Source organism: Paraburkholderia sp. RL17-337-BIB-A (assembly GCF_046025895.1).
GTDB lineage: Bacteria > Pseudomonadota > Gammaproteobacteria > Burkholderiales > Burkholderiaceae > Paraburkholderia > Paraburkholderia fungorum_C.
In genome coordinates, this window is the sequence record NZ_JARESY010000001.1 from 1,236,883 (window position 1) to 1,260,576 (window position 23,694).

At 59.3% G+C, this 23,694-nt stretch carries 18 protein-coding genes, 1 tRNA gene and 1 pseudogene; 12 read left to right on the plus strand and 8 right to left on the minus strand.

Features of this window, described 5'->3' with window-relative positions; all coding sequences use genetic code 11:
- Nucleotides 1–845 precede the first annotated feature (845 nt).
- The 3 genes from P0D84_RS05835 to P0D84_RS05845 form a co-directional block, all read right to left on the minus strand.
- Entirely contained in the window at nt 846–1,172 is a 327-nt protein-coding gene (locus tag P0D84_RS05835; RefSeq protein WP_408333426.1) for a hypothetical protein, read from the minus strand.
- Nucleotides 1,173–1,299: 127 nt separating this feature from the next.
- On the minus strand, nt 1,300–2,013 hold the full coding sequence (locus P0D84_RS05840; RefSeq protein WP_408333429.1) for a peptidoglycan DD-metalloendopeptidase family protein: 714 nt from the start codon (nt 2,011–2,013) through the stop codon (nt 1,300–1,302).
- A gap of 203 nt (nt 2,014–2,216) precedes the next feature.
- Nucleotides 2,217–3,128 carry an aldose epimerase family protein gene (locus P0D84_RS05845; RefSeq protein WP_408333432.1) on the minus strand — a complete coding sequence of 304 codons (912 nt, stop codon included), beginning with the start codon at nt 3,126–3,128 and terminating at the stop codon, nt 2,217–2,219.
- A gap of 115 nt (nt 3,129–3,243) precedes the next feature.
- Between P0D84_RS05845 and P0D84_RS05850 the strand changes: the two genes are divergently transcribed.
- The 9 genes from P0D84_RS05850 to P0D84_RS05890 all read left to right on the plus strand — a co-directional run bounded on the left by P0D84_RS05850 (nt 3,244) and on the right by P0D84_RS05890 (nt 15,698).
- The gene (locus tag P0D84_RS05850) at nt 3,244–3,396 is read left to right on the plus strand and encodes a hypothetical protein (protein ID WP_408333435.1); all 153 of its coding nucleotides are present in this window, start codon (nt 3,244–3,246) and stop codon (nt 3,394–3,396) included.
- Nucleotides 3,397–3,696: 300 nt separating this feature from the next.
- Nucleotides 3,697–4,527 (plus strand): undecaprenyl-diphosphate phosphatase, encoded by an 831-nt coding sequence (locus P0D84_RS05855; RefSeq protein ID WP_408333438.1) that lies wholly within the window; start codon nt 3,697–3,699, stop codon nt 4,525–4,527.
- Between the two features lie 420 nt (nt 4,528–4,947).
- A tRNA-Arg gene (locus P0D84_RS05860) sits at nt 4,948–5,024 on the plus strand.
- A 143-nt stretch (nt 5,025–5,167) separates the two neighbouring features.
- On the plus strand, nt 5,168–6,574 hold the full coding sequence (locus tag P0D84_RS05865) for a tyrosine-type recombinase/integrase (protein WP_408333441.1): 1,407 nt from the start codon (nt 5,168–5,170) through the stop codon (nt 6,572–6,574).
- On the plus strand, nt 6,567–9,959 hold the full coding sequence (locus P0D84_RS05870; RefSeq protein ID WP_408339922.1) for a hypothetical protein: 3,393 nt from the start codon (nt 6,567–6,569) through the stop codon (nt 9,957–9,959). Before P0D84_RS05865 ends, P0D84_RS05870 begins: the two co-directional genes overlap by 8 nt.
- Nucleotides 9,956–10,627 carry a hypothetical protein gene (locus tag P0D84_RS05875; RefSeq protein ID WP_408333444.1) on the plus strand — a complete coding sequence of 224 codons (672 nt, stop codon included), beginning with the start codon at nt 9,956–9,958 and terminating at the stop codon, nt 10,625–10,627. Before P0D84_RS05870 ends, P0D84_RS05875 begins: the two co-directional genes overlap by 4 nt.
- Nucleotides 10,624–11,076, plus strand: coding sequence for a hypothetical protein (locus tag P0D84_RS05880; RefSeq protein ID WP_408333447.1), 453 nt, complete (start codon nt 10,624–10,626; stop codon nt 11,074–11,076). The genes P0D84_RS05875 and P0D84_RS05880 overlap by 4 nt, the downstream gene beginning before the upstream one ends.
- A complete protein-coding gene (locus P0D84_RS05885) occupies nt 11,076–13,172 on the plus strand; it encodes an AAA family ATPase (protein WP_408333450.1) in 2,097 nt (698 codons plus the stop codon). Before P0D84_RS05880 ends, P0D84_RS05885 begins: the two co-directional genes overlap by 1 nt.
- A gap of 1,641 nt (nt 13,173–14,813) precedes the next feature.
- Nucleotides 14,814–15,698, plus strand: a complete 885-nt coding sequence (locus P0D84_RS05890; RefSeq protein ID WP_408333453.1) for a GNAT family N-acetyltransferase — start codon at nt 14,814–14,816, stop codon at nt 15,696–15,698.
- 217 nt (nt 15,699–15,915) lie between these two features.
- Here P0D84_RS05890 and P0D84_RS05895 read toward each other — a convergent pair whose 3' ends face one another.
- The 3 genes and pseudogenes from P0D84_RS05895 to P0D84_RS05905 form a co-directional block, all read right to left on the minus strand.
- Entirely contained in the window at nt 15,916–16,299 is a 384-nt protein-coding gene (locus tag P0D84_RS05895; RefSeq protein ID WP_408333456.1) for a DUF427 domain-containing protein, read from the minus strand.
- Between the two features lie 143 nt (nt 16,300–16,442).
- Nucleotides 16,443–16,695, minus strand: a pseudogene (locus P0D84_RS05900) (alkaline phosphatase family protein); the annotation flags it as partial.
- A gap of 29 nt (nt 16,696–16,724) precedes the next feature.
- A complete protein-coding gene (locus tag P0D84_RS05905) occupies nt 16,725–16,964 on the minus strand; it encodes a hypothetical protein (protein WP_408333459.1) in 240 nt (79 codons plus the stop codon).
- A 282-nt stretch (nt 16,965–17,246) separates the two neighbouring features.
- On the opposite strand from P0D84_RS05905, the gene P0D84_RS05910 reads away from it, so the two are divergent.
- On the plus strand, nt 17,247–17,636 hold the full coding sequence (locus P0D84_RS05910) for an RT0821/Lpp0805 family surface protein (RefSeq protein ID WP_408333462.1): 390 nt from the start codon (nt 17,247–17,249) through the stop codon (nt 17,634–17,636).
- A gap of 82 nt (nt 17,637–17,718) precedes the next feature.
- A complete protein-coding gene (locus tag P0D84_RS05915) occupies nt 17,719–18,168 on the plus strand; it encodes an NUDIX hydrolase (RefSeq protein ID WP_408333465.1) in 450 nt (149 codons plus the stop codon).
- A gap of 232 nt (nt 18,169–18,400) precedes the next feature.
- On the opposite strand, the gene P0D84_RS05920 is transcribed toward P0D84_RS05915, so the two are convergent.
- Together P0D84_RS05920 and P0D84_RS05925 are read right to left on the minus strand one after the other, a co-directional pair.
- The gene (locus tag P0D84_RS05920) at nt 18,401–19,408 is read right to left on the minus strand and encodes a transporter substrate-binding domain-containing protein (RefSeq protein ID WP_408333468.1); all 1,008 of its coding nucleotides are present in this window, start codon (nt 19,406–19,408) and stop codon (nt 18,401–18,403) included.
- Between the two features lie 172 nt (nt 19,409–19,580).
- Nucleotides 19,581–21,290: a glutamine--tRNA ligase/YqeY domain fusion protein gene (locus tag P0D84_RS05925; RefSeq protein WP_408333471.1), complete on the minus strand. Its 1,710-nt coding sequence runs from the start codon at nt 21,288–21,290 to the stop codon at nt 19,581–19,583.
- A 540-nt stretch (nt 21,291–21,830) separates the two neighbouring features.
- On the opposite strand from P0D84_RS05925, the gene ggt reads away from it, so the two are divergent.
- Nucleotides 21,831–23,585 carry a gamma-glutamyltransferase gene (ggt, locus tag P0D84_RS05930; protein WP_408333474.1) on the plus strand — a complete coding sequence of 585 codons (1,755 nt, stop codon included), beginning with the start codon at nt 21,831–21,833 and terminating at the stop codon, nt 23,583–23,585.
- The last annotated feature ends 109 nt before the right edge of the window (nt 23,586–23,694 follow it).

Genomic DNA, 23,694 nt, shown 5'->3' on the forward strand with positions numbered 1-23,694 from the left:
TAGCCGGCCGATTTAGCCATTCGGCCAGCTTGAATGAACCGATATATGTGCTTATCAACTGATGGTTGAATAAGTTAATCATGGTCGATTTTAGACTTCGCAATTTGTCGGTTGATCTGAGGATTTTTAATATATCCGCAATTTGCGAATTTTGTTGTGAAGAAATGCGATTGATTATTCGCGTCGCGCAATATCCGCTAATACATCGGTATGGTGCGTTAGCGCACTAAAGGTTCGCAATGCATAAAGCGTCTGGATCATACTGGGCGTGGCTAGCGCAAATCGGCCAAGGAACTTTCGTCAGATTTTTCCCATCGCGTATAGGCAGATCCTTGATTAATAAGGTCCTGCGAGCAGGTTACGGCATTCTGATCAGCCCTTTAAATGGCGTTTTATCCGGATCGGACAACGGTATTTATTCGCTTATTTCCGACATTTTCGTTCACGTAATGCGGACTCCGTACGCAGTGTCACATTGCACGCGAAATTAATAGATTGCGCTTGTAAAGGCGGGTTGTTAGATTTCGTTCTGGCGCATGGTGAACCGGTCCTTTGCCGATATGCGCCGAACCCCCGTTAGCCCGGCCTCGTGCCGGGCTTTTTTTCGTCCCGGTCATTGCTGATTCACTCCACGGTCACTGCGGATTCACACGTGGCGCGGATTATGGAAGTTACATTTTCTTGCCGCCGTCATGACCTGGTTGATCATTTTCCTCGGCATCTGGCCGATCGCGCTTAGTGTGCTGTTGGCCTTCGCCGCCCGCATCGATCCGCGCTCCGGCCGCTGGCGGCGCCACTAGCGCGAGCCGCGCTCCGCCCTAAGTACGCGCTGCCCCATGTTGCCTTCACTGCTTGCAGCGAACTACCATCGACCGGTTCTTGACGTTCGCGCCGAAGATCCCACCGACCGTGCCGCCCGAGGTGGCGCCGTTGTCCACGTCCTTCGAAACGACGTCGTAGCCATAGTTGCCGCAGACTTCGCCCGCGCGCTTGTAGCACTCGGCCCAACTGGAGCTCGCGTCGCTGCCGCTGCAGTTGATCGCGAAGCCGGTATCGCCGCTCGGCAGGTAGGTCATGGTGGTGGTGCTGGAGCAGCCGCCGAGGCCGCCGAGCGTCAGCAGGCCGAGGCCGATCGCCGTGGCCGTTGCCATGGACGCAAATACGCTCTTCATTGCAGATTCCTTACAGAAAGCGGGGGAAGACGTGGCATCGAGCCACGTCATGCATAGGATTGAGCGTTTTATAGCACGCGCGGTTCCCTCGACTGCGGTTGCAGGGTGCGTGCCTGACGCTGGACGGCTAGCGAGGCGGCAGTGCCCGCGAGGGGTCGATCGAGCGGCCTTGATAGCGCAGTTCGAAGTGCAGCATGACGCGATCGGTGTCGGTGTCGCCCATTTCGGCGATCTTCTCGCCGCGCGTGACCGATTGACCTTCCTTCACCAGCAACGCGCGGTTGTGCGCGTAGGCCGTCAGGTACTCGGCATTGTGCTTGATGATCAGCAGGTTGCCGTAACCGCGCAAGCCGTTGCCTGCGTAGACCACCGTGCCGGGCGCCGCAGCTATCACCGGCGTGCCCGCTGCCGCCGAAATATCGATGCCCTTCGAGTTGCCGCCGTCGAAGCGCCGGATCACCGTGCCGTCTGCCGGCCATACCAGTGAGATCGTCGAAGCCGGCGCATTGTCGCTAGGAGCCGGACGCGGCGCAGCCGACGCGCTCGCGCTGCCCGCACCGCTGCTGCGGATTGCGCCAGCTGAGGTGCCGCCTGAAGCGCCACCCCCTGGCGGCGCGACCCGCAACACTTGCCCCACCTCGATGCTGTCCGGGTTGGTCAGACTGTTCCAGCGCACGATGCTTTGCACCGATTGCCGGTTGCTGCGCGCGATCTTCGATAGCGTATCGCCCCGTTCGACGCGATAAAAGCCTGGCCCCACCGGAGCGGACCCGCAGGCGGCGAGCACCGCCAGCAACGACGCGCAGGCGAGCCGTTTCATCATTCTTCTTCTGTTGAGCATTGGACCTCGCAAAGCGCTGCCGCGCGCCGATCCCGATCACGCGACAGGTAGATGCAAAGCGTCCGATTCTAACGGTTTTGCGCTGCAGCATCCGAAAAACGGGCGGGGAGGAGGGCGCACACAGCAGGAACGCGGCAATAAGCCACGAGGGGTCGCGCAATCGATCACGTCGCGATGCTCGCAAATCCTGCAGTGTGACCTTGCTATTCGCGCAGCTTGCTGACGCTGATGCGCAGTGCGGCCGTCTCGGTTTGTCCCGGCTCGAGCCAACGCAATCCCATGCCGTTGTGGATCGCATCCGGCAGACCCAGCCATGGCTCGACGCAGTAGAAGTCCGAGTCAGCGGCTTCGGTCCATGTCGTGACCGAGTACCAGGGCAACGAGTCCGGCCGTCGCAGGTCGATCGTGATGAGCCGGTTCAGGCCGGGTGCGCTGAGACGCACAGGTTGGTCCGGCGCACCAACAAGGCAATGGAAGCAGTCGTGAATCCGCGCCTCGTCGAGCGTGTAGCGCGCCGCGCCCGCCTCGGCCGCGCTGATCGAGCCGTCGCCCTGCTGATAGCGCCGTTCGCTGCGCGGCAGTTCCAGCGACGTCTCGGCGCGCTGCGTATGCGGCAACGTGAAATAGAAGTGGTGGCCTGCGTAGTACGGCAGCCTCGTGTCGCCGGTATTGGCGGTGCTCAGCGTGACTTCCAGCGTATGGGGATCGACAAGCTGGTACGCCGCTTCGAAACGGAAGCCGAACGGATAGCCGCCGCGCGTCGCGTCGCTGTCGGTGAGGGTCATGCGCAGGCCGGCGCCGTGCACATCGGCGTGGGCCTCGAAGGGCAGGTCGCGTGCAAAACCGTGCATTGGCAATTCGCGCACGGTGCCTTGTGCGTCACGCCAGTAGCCAATTTTGCCGTCGACACGGTGCCGGCCGAGAAATGGAAACAGCAGCGGGTTGCCGCCGCGAATCCTGGCGGGCTGGCTCCAGTCGGCGTTCTCGGGCCAGTGAATCACCTCTTCGCCGTCGATGGTCCACGACAGAAGGCGGCCACCGGCTTGCGGCGAGAAGCGGAGCACGGAGGCGTCCTGGGCAATCTCGAGAATGTCCTGTTGCGGGGAGAGGGGCATGGTCGGTGGGCTGGGTTGATAAAGGTTGAATGCTCGCAAGAGAAGGATTTTGCGCTGCTTTGCGCTACGGGGAAACCCTTCTCGGGAAATTGCGGGTGTCCGGGAAGCACTAACCTTGTCGATAATCCGCTCACTGCCCGGTGGTTTCGACTACCGGGCGAAACCGGCTCAGGAGGGCGTTATGGATCTCGCAATGGCAATGGGGCTGGCGCTGTTCGGCATGTTCGCAGTCAGCACCGTCTACTTCTTCTACAAGCTCGAGCGCTGATCCAACCGTCTGCCTAAGCTTCTACCAGGCCGGTCGGTACGCGCACTGGCAAGCGTCTCGCGCTTCACGCGCACCACAACTTCTTCATGATCGCAGGGCGGCCGTCGGCGGTGCCCATTCTTTTTCTGCGGCGTAACAACGGTTTCCAGTTGTGACGCAGCGCATCAATATTTCCCCGAATGCGGTTCAAACGCTTGGCGCTGACTTTGCAGCCAGGCATAATCGGTGCGCTTTTGACGCGCCGTGCTGTTCCCCTTGCGGCGCGCTGTTCCCCGACATTTTCCTTACAAGGACCGCCGCGTGAACCTGTCGTTTCTGATTTTCCTGAGCGTGCTGCAAGGCGTCACCGAGTTGTTCCCGGTCAGCAGCCTCGGCCATACGCTGCTCGTGCCCGCACTGTTCGGTATGCATATCGACAAGCACGCGCCGCAGTTGCTGCCGTTCCTCGTCGCGTTGCACCTCGGCACGGCGTTCGCGCTGCTGTGGTATTTCCGCAAGCGCTGGTGCGAACTGGTGCGCGGCTTCTTCGCGTCATTCGCTGGCCGTCGCAATGACGACGCGCACATGATGTGGGCGCTCATCATCGGTACGATTCCGGCGGGCCTCGTCGGACTGATCCTCGAGAAGCGCCTCGAGCGGCTCTTTCACGATCTGCGCATCGTCGCCATCGCGCTGATCGTCAACGGTGTGCTGCTGTGGTTCGGCGATCGTCTGCAACGTTCGCGCGCGCATCGGGCGCCGGAGAAGCTGACTCTCAGTCAGGCGTTTTTTGTCGGTCTCGCGCAAATCGGCGCGTTGATTCCGGGCTTCTCCCGTAGCGGTCTGACGATGATCGCCGGCAATGCGGCTGGCCTGACGACCGAGAAGGCCGCCGAGTTCTCGTTCCTGCTGGGCACGCCGATCATCCTCGCGGCCGGCGTGCTCGAATTGCCGAAATTGTTCCATGCACCGGGACAACTCGCCGATGCATTGCTCGGCGGCGTGCTGACCGCAATCGCCGCGTATCTGAGCGTGCGTTTTCTGATGCGCTATTTCGAAGGCCGCGGACGTCTGGCTTCGTTCGGCGTGTACTGCGTGATCGCGGGGATCGTGTTCCTCGGCTGGTTCATGCTGCACCCGCAGCCGGTCTGATTGCATTCGATATGTCCGCTGCTGCGCGCCTCGCGCTGGCGTGCGGTTCGCGGGCGAGAGGCGATCGGTTATAATCCGGGCCCGACTCAACCTGCCGGGCCGATTTTGTTTTGTGGCCAGGTTTGGGTGGCTGCCGGTCAGCGTTGCCGCGCGGCGGATTGGATTTCCAAGCCTTGGCTCGGTCAGTTAGAATTTCGGTATCCCACGAACCCTGTGGCAGTGATAGTGCACAGGTTCCAATGCCCTGTACGGGTTCTCATTGCGGGCGATGCATGGTGTACACGGTTGTCGTGCTGCATCGCCTCACGTCAATACGGCAGTAGCTCAGCTGGATAGAGCATCGGCCTTCTAAGCCGAGGGTGGGGGGTTCTTATATCGGGTGTTGTAAGTTGCATGCTTGACCGTATCAATTTCTGTTAAGTCGCGGTAGCTCAATCGGATAGAGCAGCGGCCTTCTAAGCCGCAGGTTATGGGTTCGATTCCCGTCCGCGACACCATCTTTCCCAATAGCGACAGGCTTCTCGAGGTAATAACACCTCGTTGCGAAGTCTCGTCTGTCGGCCCAAGTATGCAATTTAGTTGCATACTTGGGCACTGAGTGCTACTGTTATTTGCAGTTGCATACTTGGGGGCTGGCAGTATGTACAAGCATGTGAGTTTGCGCAGACGACAGGCTGGCGGGCGGACGACATGGCAGCTCCTCGGCCCCGACGGTCTTCCCATTGCTGCCTTCGCGGCATTTGCAGAGTCTTTACGCAACTCACCTCCCAACACGCGTGAATCCTACTGCCGGCACCTCGCTGAGTTTTTCAACTACCTAATCGAGGTAATGGCCTATCACGGCCAAGGTCAACCGCTGACCAAGCTGCAACTTGCTGACGCGCTTGAGGCCTATGGCGAATACCTGCTCCTCGGTACAGATGCTTCCCATCCCATTGCGCAGGCGGTGGCTGTCTCGTTGCCGCCAGGGGTCAACGCCACCAGCAGCTTGATTCCAAAAAAGGCCGCGCTCCGGCGCTTCCTGAAGCTGTCGGAGACAGTGCGTAAAGAGCTGGCTGAACTGGCGACCGTCTACAACAACAGAATTGTCGTCGCCGAAACTTCACTTCTTCCCGGCTTGGGCCAGAAGCGGCAATTGCAGCCTCAAGAAGTCAAAGCGATGAGAGCGCATTCGATGCTTGCCGGCGTCGTTTCTGGGGGGCCTCAACTCATTGAGTGCGTCGTGCTGGGCGATGCGACGGAAATCGTCGATTACGACGAGTCCCGAGCGTTTCCATACGATAAGGTGATGGACCTCATTGATGCGATGCCCACAGAACGCGATAAATCCATTTATTCGCTACTGGCCGCAAGCGGCTGCCGCACCCACGAGGGCCTTCAAACGCTCCTTAGCGACGACGTTGATGTCGAAGAAGGAACTGTGCATTTGGTTGACCCCAAGACGAGACCCGGGCACCCAAGCTATCGCGCACTTTCTCCAAGCCAACGAGAGTCGCTCGCGTGGAAAGGACGTACAACCGACCTGACTCTTCTCATTGAGCCTTTTGCCAGCGTGTTCTTCGAATCGCTTCAGCGATATTTGGAACGCGAATACATAGCGCACGGGCGGCACGATTTCCTGTTCCAGTTTCTCAAAGGCCAGCAACGCGGCCTGCCGTATTTTCTGAGCGCGCCCTCAAGCAGATTGGATGTTTTTCAGGGCGCGTGCGGGCGTGTTGGCGTTTCGCTACCGAGGGGGACTGGTCCTCATTCGCTTCGGCATATGTACGGGACATACGTGTTGAATTACTTCCCTCGAAGCAACGGGGACTACGGCCTGCCCGTCCCAATTGTGCAGCAACTGCTCGGGCATAGCGATGTCAAGAGCACGTTGAAATATGCCAGATTCGATAAAGACCTACGCAAGCTGGAAATTCAGCACGCCAACCGGGTGCTTTTTCGCAATGGCACTCCAAAGAAACTGCTGGAGCTGAAGCTAGAGGCGCTTGAGGCCCAAATGGCAAAGGTACGTTCTCAGATTGTTCAGGAGGGCAATACCCGTGGTTAATCTGACGCCGCACAGTGTCGTATTCAATAGAACGGGGGATGCGCTTCATGCCGACATTAGGGCTGCTCTCACCCAGAGTGCTGACGCTTTGCTATTGGCCTATGGGCTGGAGCATATCGACCTTGCGATGGTTACCACTAGCACGCATCTTAGAGGAGCGTATGCGAAGTTTGTCCGCAAAAGTGTACTGAGCAAACCAGACCGACGATTCGACGAGGCGTATGTCAGGGAAGCACTCGAAGCGTATCGGCAGAAGACGGGCTATCTGACAGAAGCACATTTTAAGGCGCTGATGTTTCCATCCACGGGGATGTTGGCTTTCAAGCGAAGCTACGCGGTCACCATTAGGCCTGGTGTTGGCTTGTTCCTCGTCGCCCTCCATAGCTCGGGCGCAATCACGTTGCCAATAACTTTTCCGTGGCCCTCCATACGCAACGATGCTCCACAGGTCGGAGCCGGCAGGAGGCGAGAAGTCGGTGGGCTAGTCGCCTCGGAGCTTTTAGCCTTTATACGCACCTTGGACTCGCAGTCCGATTCTCTTCCCCATGCCGCGTTTGATTCCGTTGGACGAGACCGCAAACGCAAAGAGTGGTTTCTTACTTACGGTACGAAATTGCTCCTAGCTACCGGATGGCACCGAGCGGAGGACGTTAACATCAGAGACTTGTTGGCTATAAAAGGAGCCGAAGAAGTCCTCAGCCCGAATGACACTCTGCCTCTCGCGTATAAGGCACTCCTAGACGTCTTGAAGTCCGCTTTCGGAGAGCGGGTCGCTATAACCGCAGAGAGCTGGGCAGCGGCGCTGCGCGATGATGCGTTGCGGATTGCATCAGGGTTGGGTAGGCCAGAGGAAGGACCACTTCGCCACATATTCGACTCGGGGCCACGTAGTGACCGCGACCTGCTGCAGGAACTGTTGCATGTCGAGCCCGTATGGGCAAAGCCGGAGCGTATCCGCGCGCTTGAGCGTCTTCCGGGACTTGAGGTCGATATCCGTAGTATGAGCGAACAGTGGCTCGAGTTGGAGGAGCTCTATGTCCGGAAGACGGCGAGGGAAAGCTACAAGCAGGTCAAGTTGGCGCTTCGTTGGTGGAACATTTACTTGTTTTATTACCTTCCGTACTGGTTTGCCCGCAATCCTGGCGCTGTCTTCACGTACCCCCGTTCGCCTTCACTTTTACTCAAGACTGTATTCGTCAGCCGCCTGCTTCCATTAGAGCAGGAAATGCCGGTAACGTTTATCGAGTTCATGAATGCGCACGGGGAACATCGCAAATGGTCTAACAACGGCTACTATGCAAACCTGCTCCAGCTACAAGGCTTCTTCGAGTTCATCGAACGTTACTCTGAGGAGCTTCCAGGCTGCGAAGGATTCAGCCAGCCGTTATCGCCGCATGATTTCCCGCGAACGTCTCGGCCTAAAGCGACCAAGAAGCGGCCAGTTCCGCGCCGTCTCTTCGCGGTATATCTCGACTATCACGAGGCGCTCCTCGCGCATCATTACGTAGTGACGAACCTTGCTCTCTCGGGGACGTTAAGTTCTGAGCAGGTAAAGAAGGTTGCAGAGTGCGGTGTAATCGACACATTCGCTAGCGTGGACCTCGTAGGCTTCGTGCCTGTGTTGTTCGCAAGCGGAAAGACTATCCCCCTTCGATTCATCCCGAATGTTCTCGACCTAGGTTGGCGCACGGTGAAAGGTGGACGGTCTGTATTTCTACCGCACCCGCACGCGGTTCATCAAAATCTCGTCGCGCTACACACCGGGCTACGGCATAACCACATTCAATGGCTAGACCGAGACTTATTCGATTCGGTCGTCGGCGATGACGATACAGAATTTGCGATGCTATTCGTGAATACTGACAAGGAGAAGAAGGCTACGTGGACCCCGCATGTCAATATCCGTGTCATAGAGTTGCTCCGCGCTCAACGCGACTGGGTTGAGCTAATTGACGAAGCTGGGTTCGATGCCATTCATTTTTACAACGACAATCCATCGACCAAGTGGCCGAAATTCCGCCCGCTCTTCGCGTACACGAAGGATGGCAAACCACACGACGACACGACTTACGGCGTTGTATGGAAGAGCACGTTGTGCGGCCTCCAAGGGCTGCTCCCCGAACTCATCAGTTACGGTTCGACACGCCCGCTCCTAAGACTATTGCCGCCGGGCCTACGAGCGAACGACCCAGACCTGAAGCTAAAGCTTGAGGCTTATGGAAAGCGGTTTGGCGCTGGCGAGCATTGTCAACTAAACGTGATGACGAGCGTGACCCCACATAGTAGTCGCGTCGCAGTCGTCTCGCAGTACATTACATTTTTGCCAACTGACCTGATTGGCAAACACATTACAGGTCAGCGTCCCGGCGTCGTCAATTACTACGTGCACCTTGACCAAGAGACTTTGGAAATCGAGCAAGTACATCAAGCCGCTCGCATGAGAGATGCGGCTTTGCGAAATGCTTTTGAACCCGTTCTGACTGGACGCAAGGAAACTTCTGCTTTCATACATGCTGACAGCGTGAACTCGCGGCTCGCGCAGAGTATGCGTGCCAACCTCGATGAGACCTTAGTCTCTTATGGGTGCATCAGCATTTCGTTCAACGAGAAAGCAGCTAAAGGTGTTGATGTGCTGCGATTGACACGAGGCATCGACGCGGCCGCAAACAAAACCGAAATCTGCCCTTACAACAATATCTGCCCCCCAGAGGTTGTTAAGGACTTACGCGGAACGCATCGTTGCAGCCTCTGCGACTATGCAGTACGTAGCGTCGACCATTTGCCCGCCGTGGGCGCAAAAAAGCGGCAAGTCGCAGAAATGGTTGACGAGCTCGAAGCTTTACTTTCGGCAGACGAGAAGACACTCAACGCGAAATATACCGGAGAAGAGCTTGACCGACTCGAGGAGGAGCGGGGTCGACTCTGCGAAGAGCTCACAGGTTGGATTCTCAGCGAAGAGGTCCTTGAGCTGACGCGGCAGAGGATTGCAGCTGGTACAGACAATCGAAAGTGGCTTGTTCAAAGACCTGAAATTATTGAGCGTGACCTTCAGAGGGTTGTGGCACCGACATCTATGACTGAATATCTTCTCGCGCGTTTGGGGGAATGTATTGCCTATCCTACGATGCAGAGCCCACAAGTCCGCGCTCGATTTGACTTACTAAGACGAGAGTTGCTTGCGAAGTCCGGAAACCTGCGAGCAGCATTTGCCCAAGATTTGCCGATTGACCCGGCAGCAGAATGTGCCGGATTGTTGAAATCAATTGCTGGCGCAACCGGCCTGAACGCTGCGCAGCTTGCCGAGGTACTTGACAAAGAAACATCCGAGTATGGATTGTCCCGTACGTCGTTGAGGTTGCTAGGCGAAGAGGAGAGCGAGCAATGACGAAGCCCAGCAGGTTTGCCGTGTGGCAGGAAGCTAATCAGACCCGGCGAGAAGCCATAATTGACGAATACCTGCTGTACCTCGGAAAGACCCGGGTAAAGGTCCGAAATGCAACCGACCTCGCCGACCTCACTGCTCGCCACATTGCCCAGGTCGAGGGGGCTCCGTGCAATAAATCTACCTTGATGCGTAACGTCCGGTATAAGTCAAAGATACTGACGTACCAAAAGCAACATTTGGACACGGGGTCGAGATTGCGAGTTGGTCGCGCGATAACCGACCCGGGCGCCGAAGCGCTTCTCGTCACCAAAAAGCTAGAAGCAGGAAACCTGAAGCGAGAGGTCGAGAGACTTAACATCTACATCGAGTCGCTCGAGGAGCAGGTTGAGCAATTCAAAGAACGGAAGGGTCTCCAGTCACCAGAGCGTCTTACTGGCGAATCGTTGCCGCCTGGACAGACGGCAATGTCCGACTATGAGTTTAAGTTCGTTCGAACGTGCCAAGCATTGCGAGCTGTCCTCAGTCATATGAGTTTGACCCTCGAAGTGGATTCCTCGGCTCAAAGGATATTGGACAGGTCCAAAAGACGAAACAACGTGGTTGTCGACAAGGAGCTTGCTGGTTCGTTCGTGGAATGGCTTAACAGCGTTTCGAAAGGTGATAAATGAAGAACGGAAGAGACAAAGGGCGAGAATATCTCGCGATGTTGCAGTCCTTCATTCAGGCCGGAACCCCAATTCCTTTGGGACGAGACGGAGACGTGAATAAGGCGGAGCTGTCACGAATAACAGGAATACCGACGAATTCGTTCTATCAAAACGAGGACGTGCGCTTGCTTTGTGAAAGCCTGAAGAGTTTGTCGCAGAAGCAGGCTCTTCGAGAGAAGAGTGTTGGACCCGCGAATGCAGACCAACATGGTGGCTCGGCACGAACCGGAACCCAACAGTTGCAACGGCTCGAACGAAAGTTGAACACGCTGGAGCAACAGAATGCCGTAATTGTCGCGGAGAACCACATGCTGCGAAAGCAGGTAAAGGACCTTCTGCAACAACTGGGCAGACAGGACATGATGATTGACACCGGGAAGCGTATTGTTACTCCGCCGGCGGGGGACTAATGGAGCTCGCGCCGACCTCTACCGTACGGCTGTCCGTTCGGCGTTTGCTCAGCATACTGGGTAACGGTGCGACCATTTTCAGCGCGGTTGATGAGGCTGGGAACGCCATTCGTGTCATCGCTCCGCCGAACGTGTTCGTTCGCGCCCCGGTCACCGGTGAATCATGGCTTGTAAACGGAGGTTTCCGAAACGATGGAAAGTATGGATTGCAACTCCATGCAACCAGCGTTCGATACGAACTCCCGCGTGGACATTTGCTTACACACTACCTTTCCGAACACCCTGACTTCCGGGGAATTGGAGAGGGCAAAGCGGCACGCTTGTGGGAGGAGTTCGGGGAGCGGCTCTCTCATGTGCTGTCTGATGGCCTGACAGACGAGCTTGAACGAGTTGTGAGCCCGTCGTTGGCGCGGTCACTCGTAGACACATGGGCTCACAAGCGTGAAGAAGCGGAAACAGTTGAATTCTTGGACGCTCACGGACTTGACCTGCGGATGGCAACAACTCTGCGTCGTGTCTGGGGCACCAAGACTCGTGAACTTCTCCAGCGGAATCCCTACTATTTGCTTGCGCTCGCTTCGTGGAGGCGCGTCGACTCTTTGGGCGCGAAACTCGGAATCGCTGCCGACGATGACCGCCGTCTCGTAGGTGCGGTTGAGTCCTGCCTGTACGACCGTCTGCAGTGGGGCCATACCGTAGCTTCGTCTGGCGCTCTGGAGGCGGCTTTGGCGGGCCGGATAGACCGACGGTTGGTAAAAAGGGCAATAGAGGTGGCATTGGCCGAAGGCGCAGTTTGTGGCAATTCAGTGATTGGGTATCAGGCCTTCGGAGCATGGGCGTTGGAAAATGGGATTGCTAGCCGTATACGCTCGATGTTGTCGGGCGAGCAGCGTTCTCAAGCCCCTCTGTTTCCAATGCAGACGCTAGACGGATGGACGGCGCAGAACATTCGTGCTGTTGAGACGGCTCAGGGCTTTCGTCTCAACGATGAGCAAGGTGCGGCCGTTGTACTGCCTTTCGAACATCAGTTTTGCTTGTTGACCGGCGGAGCTGGCGTCGGTAAGACGACGGTTTTACGCGTCGTTCTTCAATTGGCTGAAGCGCAGAACCTTTCCGTATTGCAGATGGCTCTGGCTGGTCGGGCCGCTCAACGCATGGAAGAGGCCACGCGTCATCCTGCAATGACTATCGCGAAGTTTCTGAGCGCAGTACGGTCTGGTCGATTGGAAGTCACCGCTGAAAGCCTGATAGTCATCGACGAAGCTTCAATGCTGGACTTGCCTACGCTATATCGAATTCTGCAGCACATGCCAGATGGTGCGGGACTGATGCTCGTGGGTGATTCTGCGCAGTTGCCCCCCATCGGGTTCGGCTTGGCATTCCATCGATTAGTTGGCAGCGCAAAAGTACCTCAGGTTCAACTGCGGACTGTTCATCGACAGGCCGCCTCCTCTGGTATTCCAACAGCAGCCTCAGACGTACGCGAGCATTTGGTGCCGAGGTTTGTTCCATTCGAGGGCAAGCATGCCGGAGTAAGTTTCATTGATTGCGATTTAGATGGCGTCATGCCGCTTCTGCGGACTATCGTCCAAGAGTGGGCTGGCGAGGATTGGCAGGTTCTTGCCGCTGTCAAAGGAGGACGAGCAGGTACCCGCTTCATCAACGGTAGCTTTCATGCTCAAGCAGCGAATGCTGGCCCGCAAGATTCCTTCGTGCCTGGTGAGCCCGTCATTCATTTGCTCAACGACTACGAGCGCTCTCTGATGAACGGGGCGCTTGGTCGCGTGGTTTCGGTCGAAGCCGACGGCGCGCTGCAAGTTTCTTTCGACGGTGATATGCACGTTTTCCGACCGGACGAGGTGTCCGGACGAATCGAACTAGCTTACGCCATCAGCGTGCATAAAGCACAAGGGTCGCAGTTCGGTCGGGTGGTCATTGTGCTCTCGAAAAGTCGCTTGCTGGACCATTCGCTCGTCTATACGGCACTGACACGCGGCGTCGAGCAAGTCGTGATTATTGGGAGCCGTGAAGCTTTTGAAAGCGCTGTCGTGTCCCCGCCGATAGCGCAGCGCAGGGAGGTCGCGTTTGACTTGTAGAAGCCCCCTCTCTGCAAAACAAACTACGACTGCTGCGTACCGATGCCCTGTCCGAAGGCCATAGTGTGCTTGCCCCAGCGCTGCATTGCAGCGCTGGGGTGAGGCGGTAGCAGCCGGCCCGGTAGGGCTTCGCGCGCAGCGCGAACTGCGTAGCCCGCCGAACACATGGCCTGAGCTGAAGCGCCTGGCGACACGAAATAGGCTGTTGTTTGTAACATGCAATCAGTTGCACGCTCAGGTCGAAGAAGAGTGCCTATACCAGGCTGGGCGTTTGGCCGAGTTCAGTCACTCATAGGGTCGATTTTGACGAAATTTTCCTTATATAATCGTTCGAGTCCCTCCTGCCGTACCAATAAAATCAATGAGTTGCATTGATTTTCCTCGTTTCAATTTCCTTTTTAGTATTTCATGTAGGCGTGGTGTAAGTTTGCGGTCAATGCGACCGCCGCGACGGTCCTGCGCGAAGGCGTCACGCTCGAAGAGTTGCGGCAACCCGCCTGCGCGCTAACTGACCTGCAGGCCGCCGAGGAACTCAACGAATCCCGCGCCGCGCTGTTCAGACGCGTCGACAAACGCACAGGCTAAACAGGCGGCTACGCCACTGAACATGAAGCGTGTACCGGCTTCGGCACAGGCGGCAGCCGTTACGCAGTCACGAACATCCCGCGCCCGCCGGTGGACAACGGCGCTGTCCACGACATAAGGTTGTGGACAGCCGCCCCGTTCGTCATTCCGTCCGTAGAATGGCACGCGGGCGAACCGCGCCACGTCGCCGCGACTGACTTCGATCCGAAGCAGCACCGCACGGCGAACGTGTTCGATCTAATGGCGTGGCTCGCGCACCAGGCGCTCGATGTGCGGATGTCTGATGGTCGGAGGGCCATCGTCGCGGCGAAGGGGCGGCGGCGAAAGGGTACGGCGGCCGGCGGCGGAGTAGGGCAGGGTTGTGCTGATTCCGCTACAAGGGGCAGTCTTTTCCAATTCAGGTTTGAGCCTGAAACGGCCCGGAATCGGCAAGGCGAAGCTTCGCCAGCAAGGGCCGCCGTAATACGTCGAGCATGCCATGACCTTGCTTGCGGCGTGTGTCGAGGCAGGAACGAATGACGCAGAAATTTTCGGCACCGTCGAGTGTGCGAAAGCAGCCGGATATTTTCTGCTTCACTTTCGGCATACGGACGGCGCGTTCGCCGAGATTGTGCGCTGTCGAACATATTAGTGCGCGAGCAATTGGCACCATCAAACGGGTCAGTCCTACCCCGCCCTTCGTTTTAACCTCCCGGCAACGCGTTAGACCCGGTGTGCGAGCGGCGGCGCGACAGCCAACAGCGGTCATTTCCTCGAGACACCATGAGCGACGCAGATTGTCAGTTTGAGATAGTGAGCGACGAAGATGGCTTTCGGGCTTTACAGAGAGAATGGGACGATCTTTGGTGCAGCGCGCACGGCCAGTACGCTCAGGCTTTCAGTGTGTGCTGGCTGGCCTGGCAACATGTAGCCAAGCCGCGCGGCAGACGGCTCTGCTGCATCGTGCATCGTGAGAACGGGCGGCTAGTCATGGTCTGGCCGCTCGTGACTTACCGGCGGCTCCTGTGGACTTATCTTTGCCCCCTGAGTCACCACGAAGTAGGCGATTACACGAGGGTGCTCGTGGCCGATGAACCATCCGCCCCCCCTCTGGTTGCCGGTGCGTGGCGGACGGCGCTGCGGCATTGCGGTGCCGATTTCATCAAGTTGCCGTACGTGGACGAAGGCTCTGAACTGCACGCTATCGCCATGCGGGAGCGCCATGTGATGAGGGCCACCCACTCGGTCGCCGCCTTCGCGAAGCTTCGTGACGAGACCGAATGGGACACGTTTTGCGAGACGCTAGGCACGATGAGCGGGAAGAAACCCGGAGCGCTCGAACGCCGCTTGTCCAAGGAAGGACAGCTTGCGGTGCGCCTGACGGAACCCGGCGACGACAGCGAAAACGTGGCGCTCGTCGACTGGATACTGGCGCGCAAACGCGAGTGGGGCGATCGGGTCGGCAAGCGAGGCGAATGGCTCGACTCGTCGCACTATCGGGACTTTCTCGTCAACCTGCTCTGCCCGGGGGACGGCCGCGCCATGGCGCGCCTGTTCGTGGTCACCCTGGATGGCGCGCCAGTCGCGGCCACGGTGGTCGGCGTGGGCAAGACCTGCGTTGACGGTCTCATTGCCGGCTTCGACGCCCGCTACGCCAAGTTCGGTCCCGGCTCGATCGTCATGGAGCACGTCATCAAATGGGCATTCGATCAACGGTTGAACGTCGATTTCGGCGTGGGCGCCGAACGCTTCAAGGCCTATTGGAGCCGCAACAATATTACCGGGGCGTGGAGCGTGCAGATTGCCAATTCGCTCTGGGGAATGCTGGCATTTCGCGGCAAAAAAACTGTCCGTCCACTTGCCATGCATCTCGGCCAATTAAGCGGCTTGTTCACTGGTCCAAGACGGGGCGCGTTGCCGTTCGTACGCGATGACGCAAACAATGAACGTAGCGGTTCGTGAAGGTCTCTGCCAACCGTTCGAAAAGCGTTCGGCAGAAAAACCCGGCGGCCGGGTTCCGCCCTCGCGTAGTCCCCGAAGGCCGCCGTGCCCTCATAGAAGCACAAGTCCGCTTCAATCCGCGCGTCTCCCCGCACCGCTGCGATGCGCGCTTCGCCATGCGCCTTGCCGCGCGCTTGGCCGCGCACTCCGGCGCGCGTTTCGCCGCGCATTCCGCCGTTTACCCTGCCGGCTGCACCTCGATGGAATCGACCCGGTTCGGATAGAACGCGAGATGCTGAGCGATCTCTTTCACGGCCGCGTAGGGCGACTCGTAGGTCCACACCGCATTCACCGTCCGCTCGCCGCCAAGCGGAATGCTGTAATACGCGCAATCGCCCTTGTATGGGCAATAGGTCGCGTGATCGGTGCGTTGCAGCAGCGTCATCTCGACGTCGTTGCGCGGAATGTAATACACCGGCGGATACGACGCCTCGCGCAACACCAGCGCCTTGCGTGTATCCGCGATCACGTGGCCGGCCACCGTGACCACCACATGGGAGGTGTCCGGCTCGACCGTGATCGGATGATCCGGGCCGGGCACCTTGATGGTTTTTTCAGTCATGTTGTCGAACTCCTGGATGAGTGGGCGAGCCTGCAACACGTCGCGAAGGGTTTCGATGCGCAATCGGCGGGAATGATCGCGCTCTGCGTCGAAGCATACGCCGGTCATGAAAACGCGTCGTGTCGCCGTATGGGCCGTGCATCCTTCCTCGCGGCTGGCGAGATGATCAGCGCCGGAATCCGCGCGCCCGGATCCCCACGGCCGGCCGTCGGCGGCGCCAGGTGATCTCATAAGCCGCCGTTTTCGTCGTATGTCACGACCACCAGCATGTTGTTCCATCCACTGTGGGCTCTTCTGCAGATGCGGGATCACGTCGGCAATGTGCTGGTCTCCCGGCACCACATCCGCGTAACCCGCGTGCTCGTTCAGGTTGCCTTGCGGCTTGTAGAACGGCACTTGATGCGACATGCGCCGCCGCGGGTTGGTCAGTTGGCCGCGCCGGCAAGGAGGTAATAGCAGCCGGCTAGCAGCAATGCGAACGACATCAGGACGCATGCAATGCCGACGCGTGTCAGCAGATTTGGCCAGCGTGCGCGTGGGAGGTTGTCCATTTGCACGATGCGCCGCGCAAGACCGGGATCGCGACCGATGGCGAACGGCACCAGCGCGACGCAAAAGAGCGCGAGCGCGACGGCGAAGCTTTCTAGAGCAAACGAGATGTCCATGAGGCGACGTTTGAAGCTTGGTAAGCGCGGCAGCGCAACGGACCTATCTTAAGAAGACGTTTCATAACAAGATATGAGACGCGTCCTAAAATTCCGCGCAGCCTTTCGTGTCCAGTCGTCCAGACCATGCGACCGTTGGTGGCTGCAAACGGCGGCGAGCGCTGCAAGGCGCACATCCAGGCGGCCGCGCCGAGGGCGACATGCTATGCTTTTGGGGTCCAGATCACGAGCTGCCGTGAGCGCGCTCGAGACCGCCGAACTACTCTTCGAGGAGAACCCTTCATGTCGACGCGAACCCGTGCCCTGTTTCACCTGACCGTTGGTGGCCTGCTGCTTGGCGGCGCGATGGGCGCACAAGCGGCCAACCTCGGTTTTCTGAACGACACGCCGATCAGCTACATGAAGCAACGCGACGTCGATTCGGTCAAGAAAGCCGTCTTCGCCGCCCTGAATGACAAGCAGGACGGCGAAAGCACCAGCTGGGTCAACGAAGGCACCGGCAACAGCGTCAGGATCGACGCGACGATCACCATCGCCAGTACCGCAAAGGACGGCGAGCGCACCTGCCGCGACGTCGGTGTCGTCCTGAATGCGAAAGGGCAGTCGATGAACCTGCGCCCGCAGTTTTGCAAACAGGCCAGCGGTAACTGGCAATTGCAGAAAAAGCACTGAGCATGCGGGCCGCTATGACGACGCGTGTCGGCTTGCTGGTGGCGCAGCGTGAAGCCTTGCGTCTTTGCGGCGCGTTGCGGCGATGATCGCGCGAGTCGTTTCGTGCGGCATCGTACTGCTCGACCCGGACGGTCGGGTGCTGCTCGCGCATGCTACCGAGACGTCTCACTGGGACGTTCCGAAAGGGCACGGCGAAGAGGGCGAGGCGCCGCACGTCACGGCGCTGCGCGAGATGGTCGAGGAGACCGGTATCGCGATCGAGGCCGGGCGTCTGAAGGATCTCGGCCTGTTCGTCTACCGGCGCGACAAGGATCTGCATCTGTTCGCGGCGCGCGCCACGGCCGACGAACTCGATTTGAGTTCGTGCACGTGCACGTCGCTGTTTCCGCGCCGCTCTGACGGCACGCTGATTCCCGAAATGGACGCCTATCGCTGGACCGCGCCGGACGAAGTCGAACGGTACGCGAGCCGCAGTCTGACACGGCTTTTTCAGACCACGCTTTCGCTGGTGGAGCTGCATCGAACGCTATAGCGGTGGGCTTGTCGTTTTGGCTGTGGCGGCAACCGCGACTGCAACCGCAACTGCAACCGCAACTGCAACCGCAACTGCAACCGCAACTGCAACCGCAACTGCAACCGCAACTGCAACCGCAACTGCAACCGCAACTGCAACTGCAACCGGAACTGCAACCGGAACTGCAACCGGAACTGCAACCACGCACGCGGCGCGCCGCCTCCCGCATTCGCGTGGGCTGCCTGCGCGCTCAGTCAAGCGCGCGGTCGTTCGGATGCGCGAACAGCGTACGGTTTTGCTCCGAGAGCGGAAAATTCAGATTGATGCCATGCGGCGGGATCGGCTGCGTGAACCACTGCTTATATAGACGCTCCGCCTCGCCGGAAGTCTGGCCGCGTGCGATCACCCCGTTCACGAGCGTGCGGAACGGCTCGTCGCCTTTGCGGAACATGCAGGCGTAGACCTCATAGTCGAGCGGCGTACCGGTTACCACGAAGTCTTCAGGGTGCGGGTCGGTCGCTTTGAAGCCGTACACGATCGGCTCGTCCATCACGAAGGCCACCGCGCGATCGTCCTTGAGCGCGCTGAATGCATCAGAGTGATCGCGCGCGCTCGTGATGCGCATGTTCAGGTGCTTCTCGGTGTTCAGGCGGCGCAGCAGGCGCTCGTCGGAGGTGCCCGCGGTGGTCACGACTGTCTTGCCGGCGAGGTCCGGAAAATCCGTGATACCGCTGCTCTTGCGCGCGATCATGCGCACCGCATACTGGAAGAAGCTGTTCGAGAAGGCGGCCACGTTTTCGCGTTCCACCGTATGCGTGGTCGAGCCGCATTCCAGATCGATCTGGTTGTTCAGCAACATCGGCGTACGGTTCGACGAGGTCACGGTGATTTCGTGCACCTTCAGTTGCGGGAGGCCGAGCGTTTTCTTGATTTCGTCGACGATCTGCAGCGCGATGGTCTGCGAGTAGCCCACCGTGCGCGTGCCGTCGAAGTACGAAAAGGGAATCGACGCTTCACGCACGCCGAGCACAACCACGCCGTCGTCGTGGATTTTCTTCAGCGTGCCGGTGAGTTCATCCGCATGAGCGGGGCAGGCAAGCGACGCCGTGCCGAACGCGACCAACATCGCGAGTGCGCCGCGCATGCTTTGTGCGACGCGTGTGGCGCGAATCGTGCGCCGGGCAGGAGCCGTACGCGCGTGACGCACACCCCGTGCCGTGCCCCATACACTCGCCCCGCGGCGGGCTGCAACTTTCATCAGGCCTCCCGGACTGGCGCGTACACGCATGCCGCGCTGTCACTATCGATGGAACATGATGCAACAAAACGGCGTGCATCCCGCTCACGAAATGCACGCCGTATTCAACTTCAACTTCAACTTCAACTGCAACCTCAACTTCAGATGCGCTTCGCGCTGGAACCGCTTCAGCTTACGCCGGCTTGCCCCAACTGTCGCGCAAACTGACGATGCGATTGAATACAGGCTTACCCGGTTTCGAATCGACCCGGTCGGCGACGAAATAGCCATGGCGCTCGAACTGATAGCGCTGTTCCGGCAGCGTGTCGCGCGCGCCCGGTTCCAGGTAGGCGTTGACCACGCGCTTCGAATCCGGATTCAGCGCGTCGAGGAAGTCGCGGCCACCGGCGTCCGGTTGCGGTTCCTTGAACAGACGGTCGTAGATGCGCACTTCGGCCGGGCACGCGCCGGCCGCGCTGACCCAGTGAATGTTGCCCTTGACCTTATAGGTGTTCGCGCCTTCGGTGCCCGATTTGCTGTCCGGGAAGTAGTTGCAATGGACTGCGACGATGTTGCCGTTCTCGTCCTTGTCCGCGCCGATGCACTCGATCACATAGCCGTAGCGCAGGCGCACCTTGTTGCCCGGGAACAGGCGGAAGTAGCCCTTCGGCGGCGTTTCGTTGTAGTCGTCGCGTTCGATCCACAGTTCGCGCGAAATTGGAAACTCCCGAACGCCCATTTCCGGATGATGCGGATGGACCGGCGCATTGCACGGCTCGGTCACGCCCTCGGGGAAATTGTCGATGATCAGCTTGACTGGATCGAGCACGGCAGCAATACGCGGCGCCTTGTCGTCCAGATCGTCGCGCAGCGCGCCTTCGAACACGCTCATGTCGATCCACGAATCGACCTTGGTGACGCCAATGCGCTCGCAGAACAACTGGATCGCTTCCGGCGTGAAACCGCGGCGGCGCACACCGACGATAGTCGGCATACGCGGGTCGTCCCAGCCCTCGACATGTCCTTCGGTCACCAGTTGCAGCAGCTTGCGCTTGCTGGTGATCGCATAGGTCAGGTTCAGACGCGAAAACTCGATTTGCTGCGGCAGCGGGCGCGTGAAAATCCCGGCTTCGGCCAGCTCATTCAGAATCCAGTCGTATAGCGGACGGTGATCTTCGAACTCGAGCGTGCAGAGCGAATGCGTGATGTTTTCCAACGCGTCCGAGATGCAGTGTGTGTAGTCGTACATCGGGTACACGCACCAGGTGTCGCCGGTGCGGTAGTGGTGCGCAAAGCGGATCCGGTAGATGACCGGATCGCGCATGTTGAAGTTCGGCGACGACATGTCGATCTTCGCGCGCAGCACGTGCTCGCCTTCCTTGAACTCGCCGGCTTTCATGCGGCGGAACAGGTCCAGGTTTTCCTGCACCGAACGTTCGCGGAAGCGCGACGGCGTGCCGACTTCAGAGGCCGAGCCGCGGTTCGCGCGCATTTCTTCAGCCGACTGGCTGTCCACATAGGCCTTGCCGCGTTCGATCAGCAGTTCGGCGAACTCGTACAGCTTGCCGTAGTAGTCGCTCGCGAAGTAGAGCTGTTCCTTGCCGTCTTTTTCCCATTCGAAACCGAGCCAGCGCACGGAGTCGATGATCGAGTCGACGTACTCGACGCTTTCCTTTTCCGGATTGGTATCGTCGAAGCGCAGATGGCACACGCCGCCGTAGCTGCGCGCCACGCCGAAGTTCAGGCAGATGCTCTTGGCGTGACCGATGTGCAGGTAGCCGTTCGGCTCAGGCGGAAAGCGCGTTTCGACACGCTCGCCCCACTTGCCGGTGCGGTTGTCGTCGTCAATGATGTTGCGGATGAAATTGGATGCCGCTGGCGCGTCGTTGCGTTCGGTATTCATGCGAGAAGGTGAAAGTCTGTCGGGGGTGCGCAATGCGCCCACTTATCCGACAATTCTACCTGACACGTTCGCTCGCGGCAGGTGAGTGCGGCGCGCAGCCAACGTTTGAGCGGTTTGGCGCGTTTTTTGGGGACGGGTGGAATCCTGCAAGCCGCATTTAAGGCGCTGTAACAGGAGGTAAAACGTTTTGTTGGCGCATGGGCCCGCGACTTAGGATGCGAGCGGCGACGGCTTCGCCCGCCGCGCGACGATGCGGGCGGCGCATTCTTCACGCCGCGCACGGCCAGTATGTTCGCCCATTGATTTTTTCCGGCGCCGCTGTGCGTCCGTCCGTGCCGCGCAAGCCGGGCGGCCACGCTGCCTACTCGTGTGCCCCGTTGAACCTGTTTCGGATTGCGCTGCCTTCGCCTTGTCGCGCAAGTCGCAGGCAAGCCGCCCGCAGCGCGGCCGCTCGCGCAGGCCGCCTCACCCATTGGGCTATGTTGCACCGACGCTTTTCGTTCCTGCAACATGGCACCCCCAGTTCCCGGAGTTTCTCGGATGTCCGTCCCGACACATGACGCGCCTCGCGCGCCTTTCGCTTCTTTGTCTTTCGCCCGAATCGTGACGGTTGCGGCCGTGTTCGCCGCATTCACCGGCAGTTTGGTCGTGCCGGCTCCCGCGCTGGCGAAAACGCCCCCGCCCAAGGCCGTGCTGGACGCGTCGGCCGTGGCCGTGCCGGATCGCTACAGCGCCGACACCGCGCAGCAGATCTTCGCCGCGGGGGGCAATGCGGTGGACGCCGCGGTGGCGATCGCCTTCACGCTGGCCGTGACCTATCCGGACGCGGGGAACCTCGGCGGCGGCGGCTTCATGACGGTGTTCATGGACGGCAAGCCGTACTTTCTCGACTACCGCGAGCGGGCGCCGCAACAGGCGACCCGCGATATGTATCTCGACGATAAAGGCAGCCTCATACCTGGCATGAGCGTCGTCGGCCATCGCGCGGTGGCTGTGCCGGGCACCGTTGAGGGCATGTGGGAAGCGCAGCAGCGCTTCGGCAAGCTGAAGTGGAAGCAGGTGCTGGCGCCGGCGATCCGTTACGCCACCGACGGCTTCCAGGTCGAGCCATGGTTGCAGCAGCGCCACGACGCGGCGGCGAAGAATTTCGCCGGCAAGACCAACTTCGACGCCTACTTTTCCAATCTGAAAGCGGGCGTGATGTACCGTCAACCGGAACTCGCGCAAACCCTCTCGCGCATTGCCAGCGACGGCGGCCGCGAGTTCTACGAAGGCCAAACCGCCGACCTCATTGCCCAGCAGATGTACGGCCACGGTCTGGTCACGAAGCCGGACCTGATTCAATACAAGGCCGTCTGGCGCCAGCCGCTCTCCGCCGACTGGAATGGCTACAAGATCGTGACCGCGCCGCCGCCGAGCTCGGGCGGCATCGGGCTGATCCAGATGCTGAAGATGAAAGCCGATCTGAAGCCGGCGTTCGACGGCCTCGAACTGAACTCCGCGCCCTATATCCATCTGATCGCGCAGATCGAAGACCGCGTGTTCGCCGATCGTCAGCAATACATGGGCGATCCCGATTCCTACAAGGTGCCGGTCGACAAACTGACTGACGACGCTTACCTCGCACAGCGCGCCGACGAAGTGAAGCCCGACGCAGTGCCGGGCGCCACGCCCGTCAAAGGCGGCCTTGGCGACGTGCTGCCGGAAAAAGCGCAAACCACGCATTTTTCGGTGGTCGACAAGTGGGGTAATGCGGTGTCGAATACCTACACGCTGAATGGGTCGTTCGGTTCCGGCGTGGTGGTGGACGGCGCGGGCTTCGTGCTCAACGATGCGATGGACGACTTCGTGACCAGGCCCAGTGCCGCCAGCGTACAGGGCGCAACGGCTGACGACCTGAACACGGTGGCGCCGGGACGCCGGCCGCTTTCGTCGATGACGCCGACCATCCTGTTGAAAGACAACAAGGTGTCGCTCGTGATCGGCACGCCTGGCGGCTCGCGAATCCTGACGTCGATCTTCCAGGTGATGACCGACCTGTACGACTTCAATATGACGCCTACCGACGCTCTGGCCGCGATGCGGTTCCATCATCAATTACTGCCGCCGAAGACCATTTATTTTGAGCCGTATCATCCGATTACGGGTGAGCTGGCGGACGAGTTGAAAGCCAAGGGCTACACGCTGGAAGGACAGTCGTTCAACGGCGACGTGCAGATGATTCGCGTTGAAGGCATGACGCCCGAACCGGCGGCCGATCCGCGCGGTGTGGGCGTGGCGCGCGTGATGCATTAAGCGCAGCTTCGGCGGGGTGAAGCAACGCAACGCTTAGGGCAGCGTTCAACGGCGATGTGCAGGTGATTCACGCCGAAGGTACGACGCGCGAAAGGGCGGCTGATCCGTA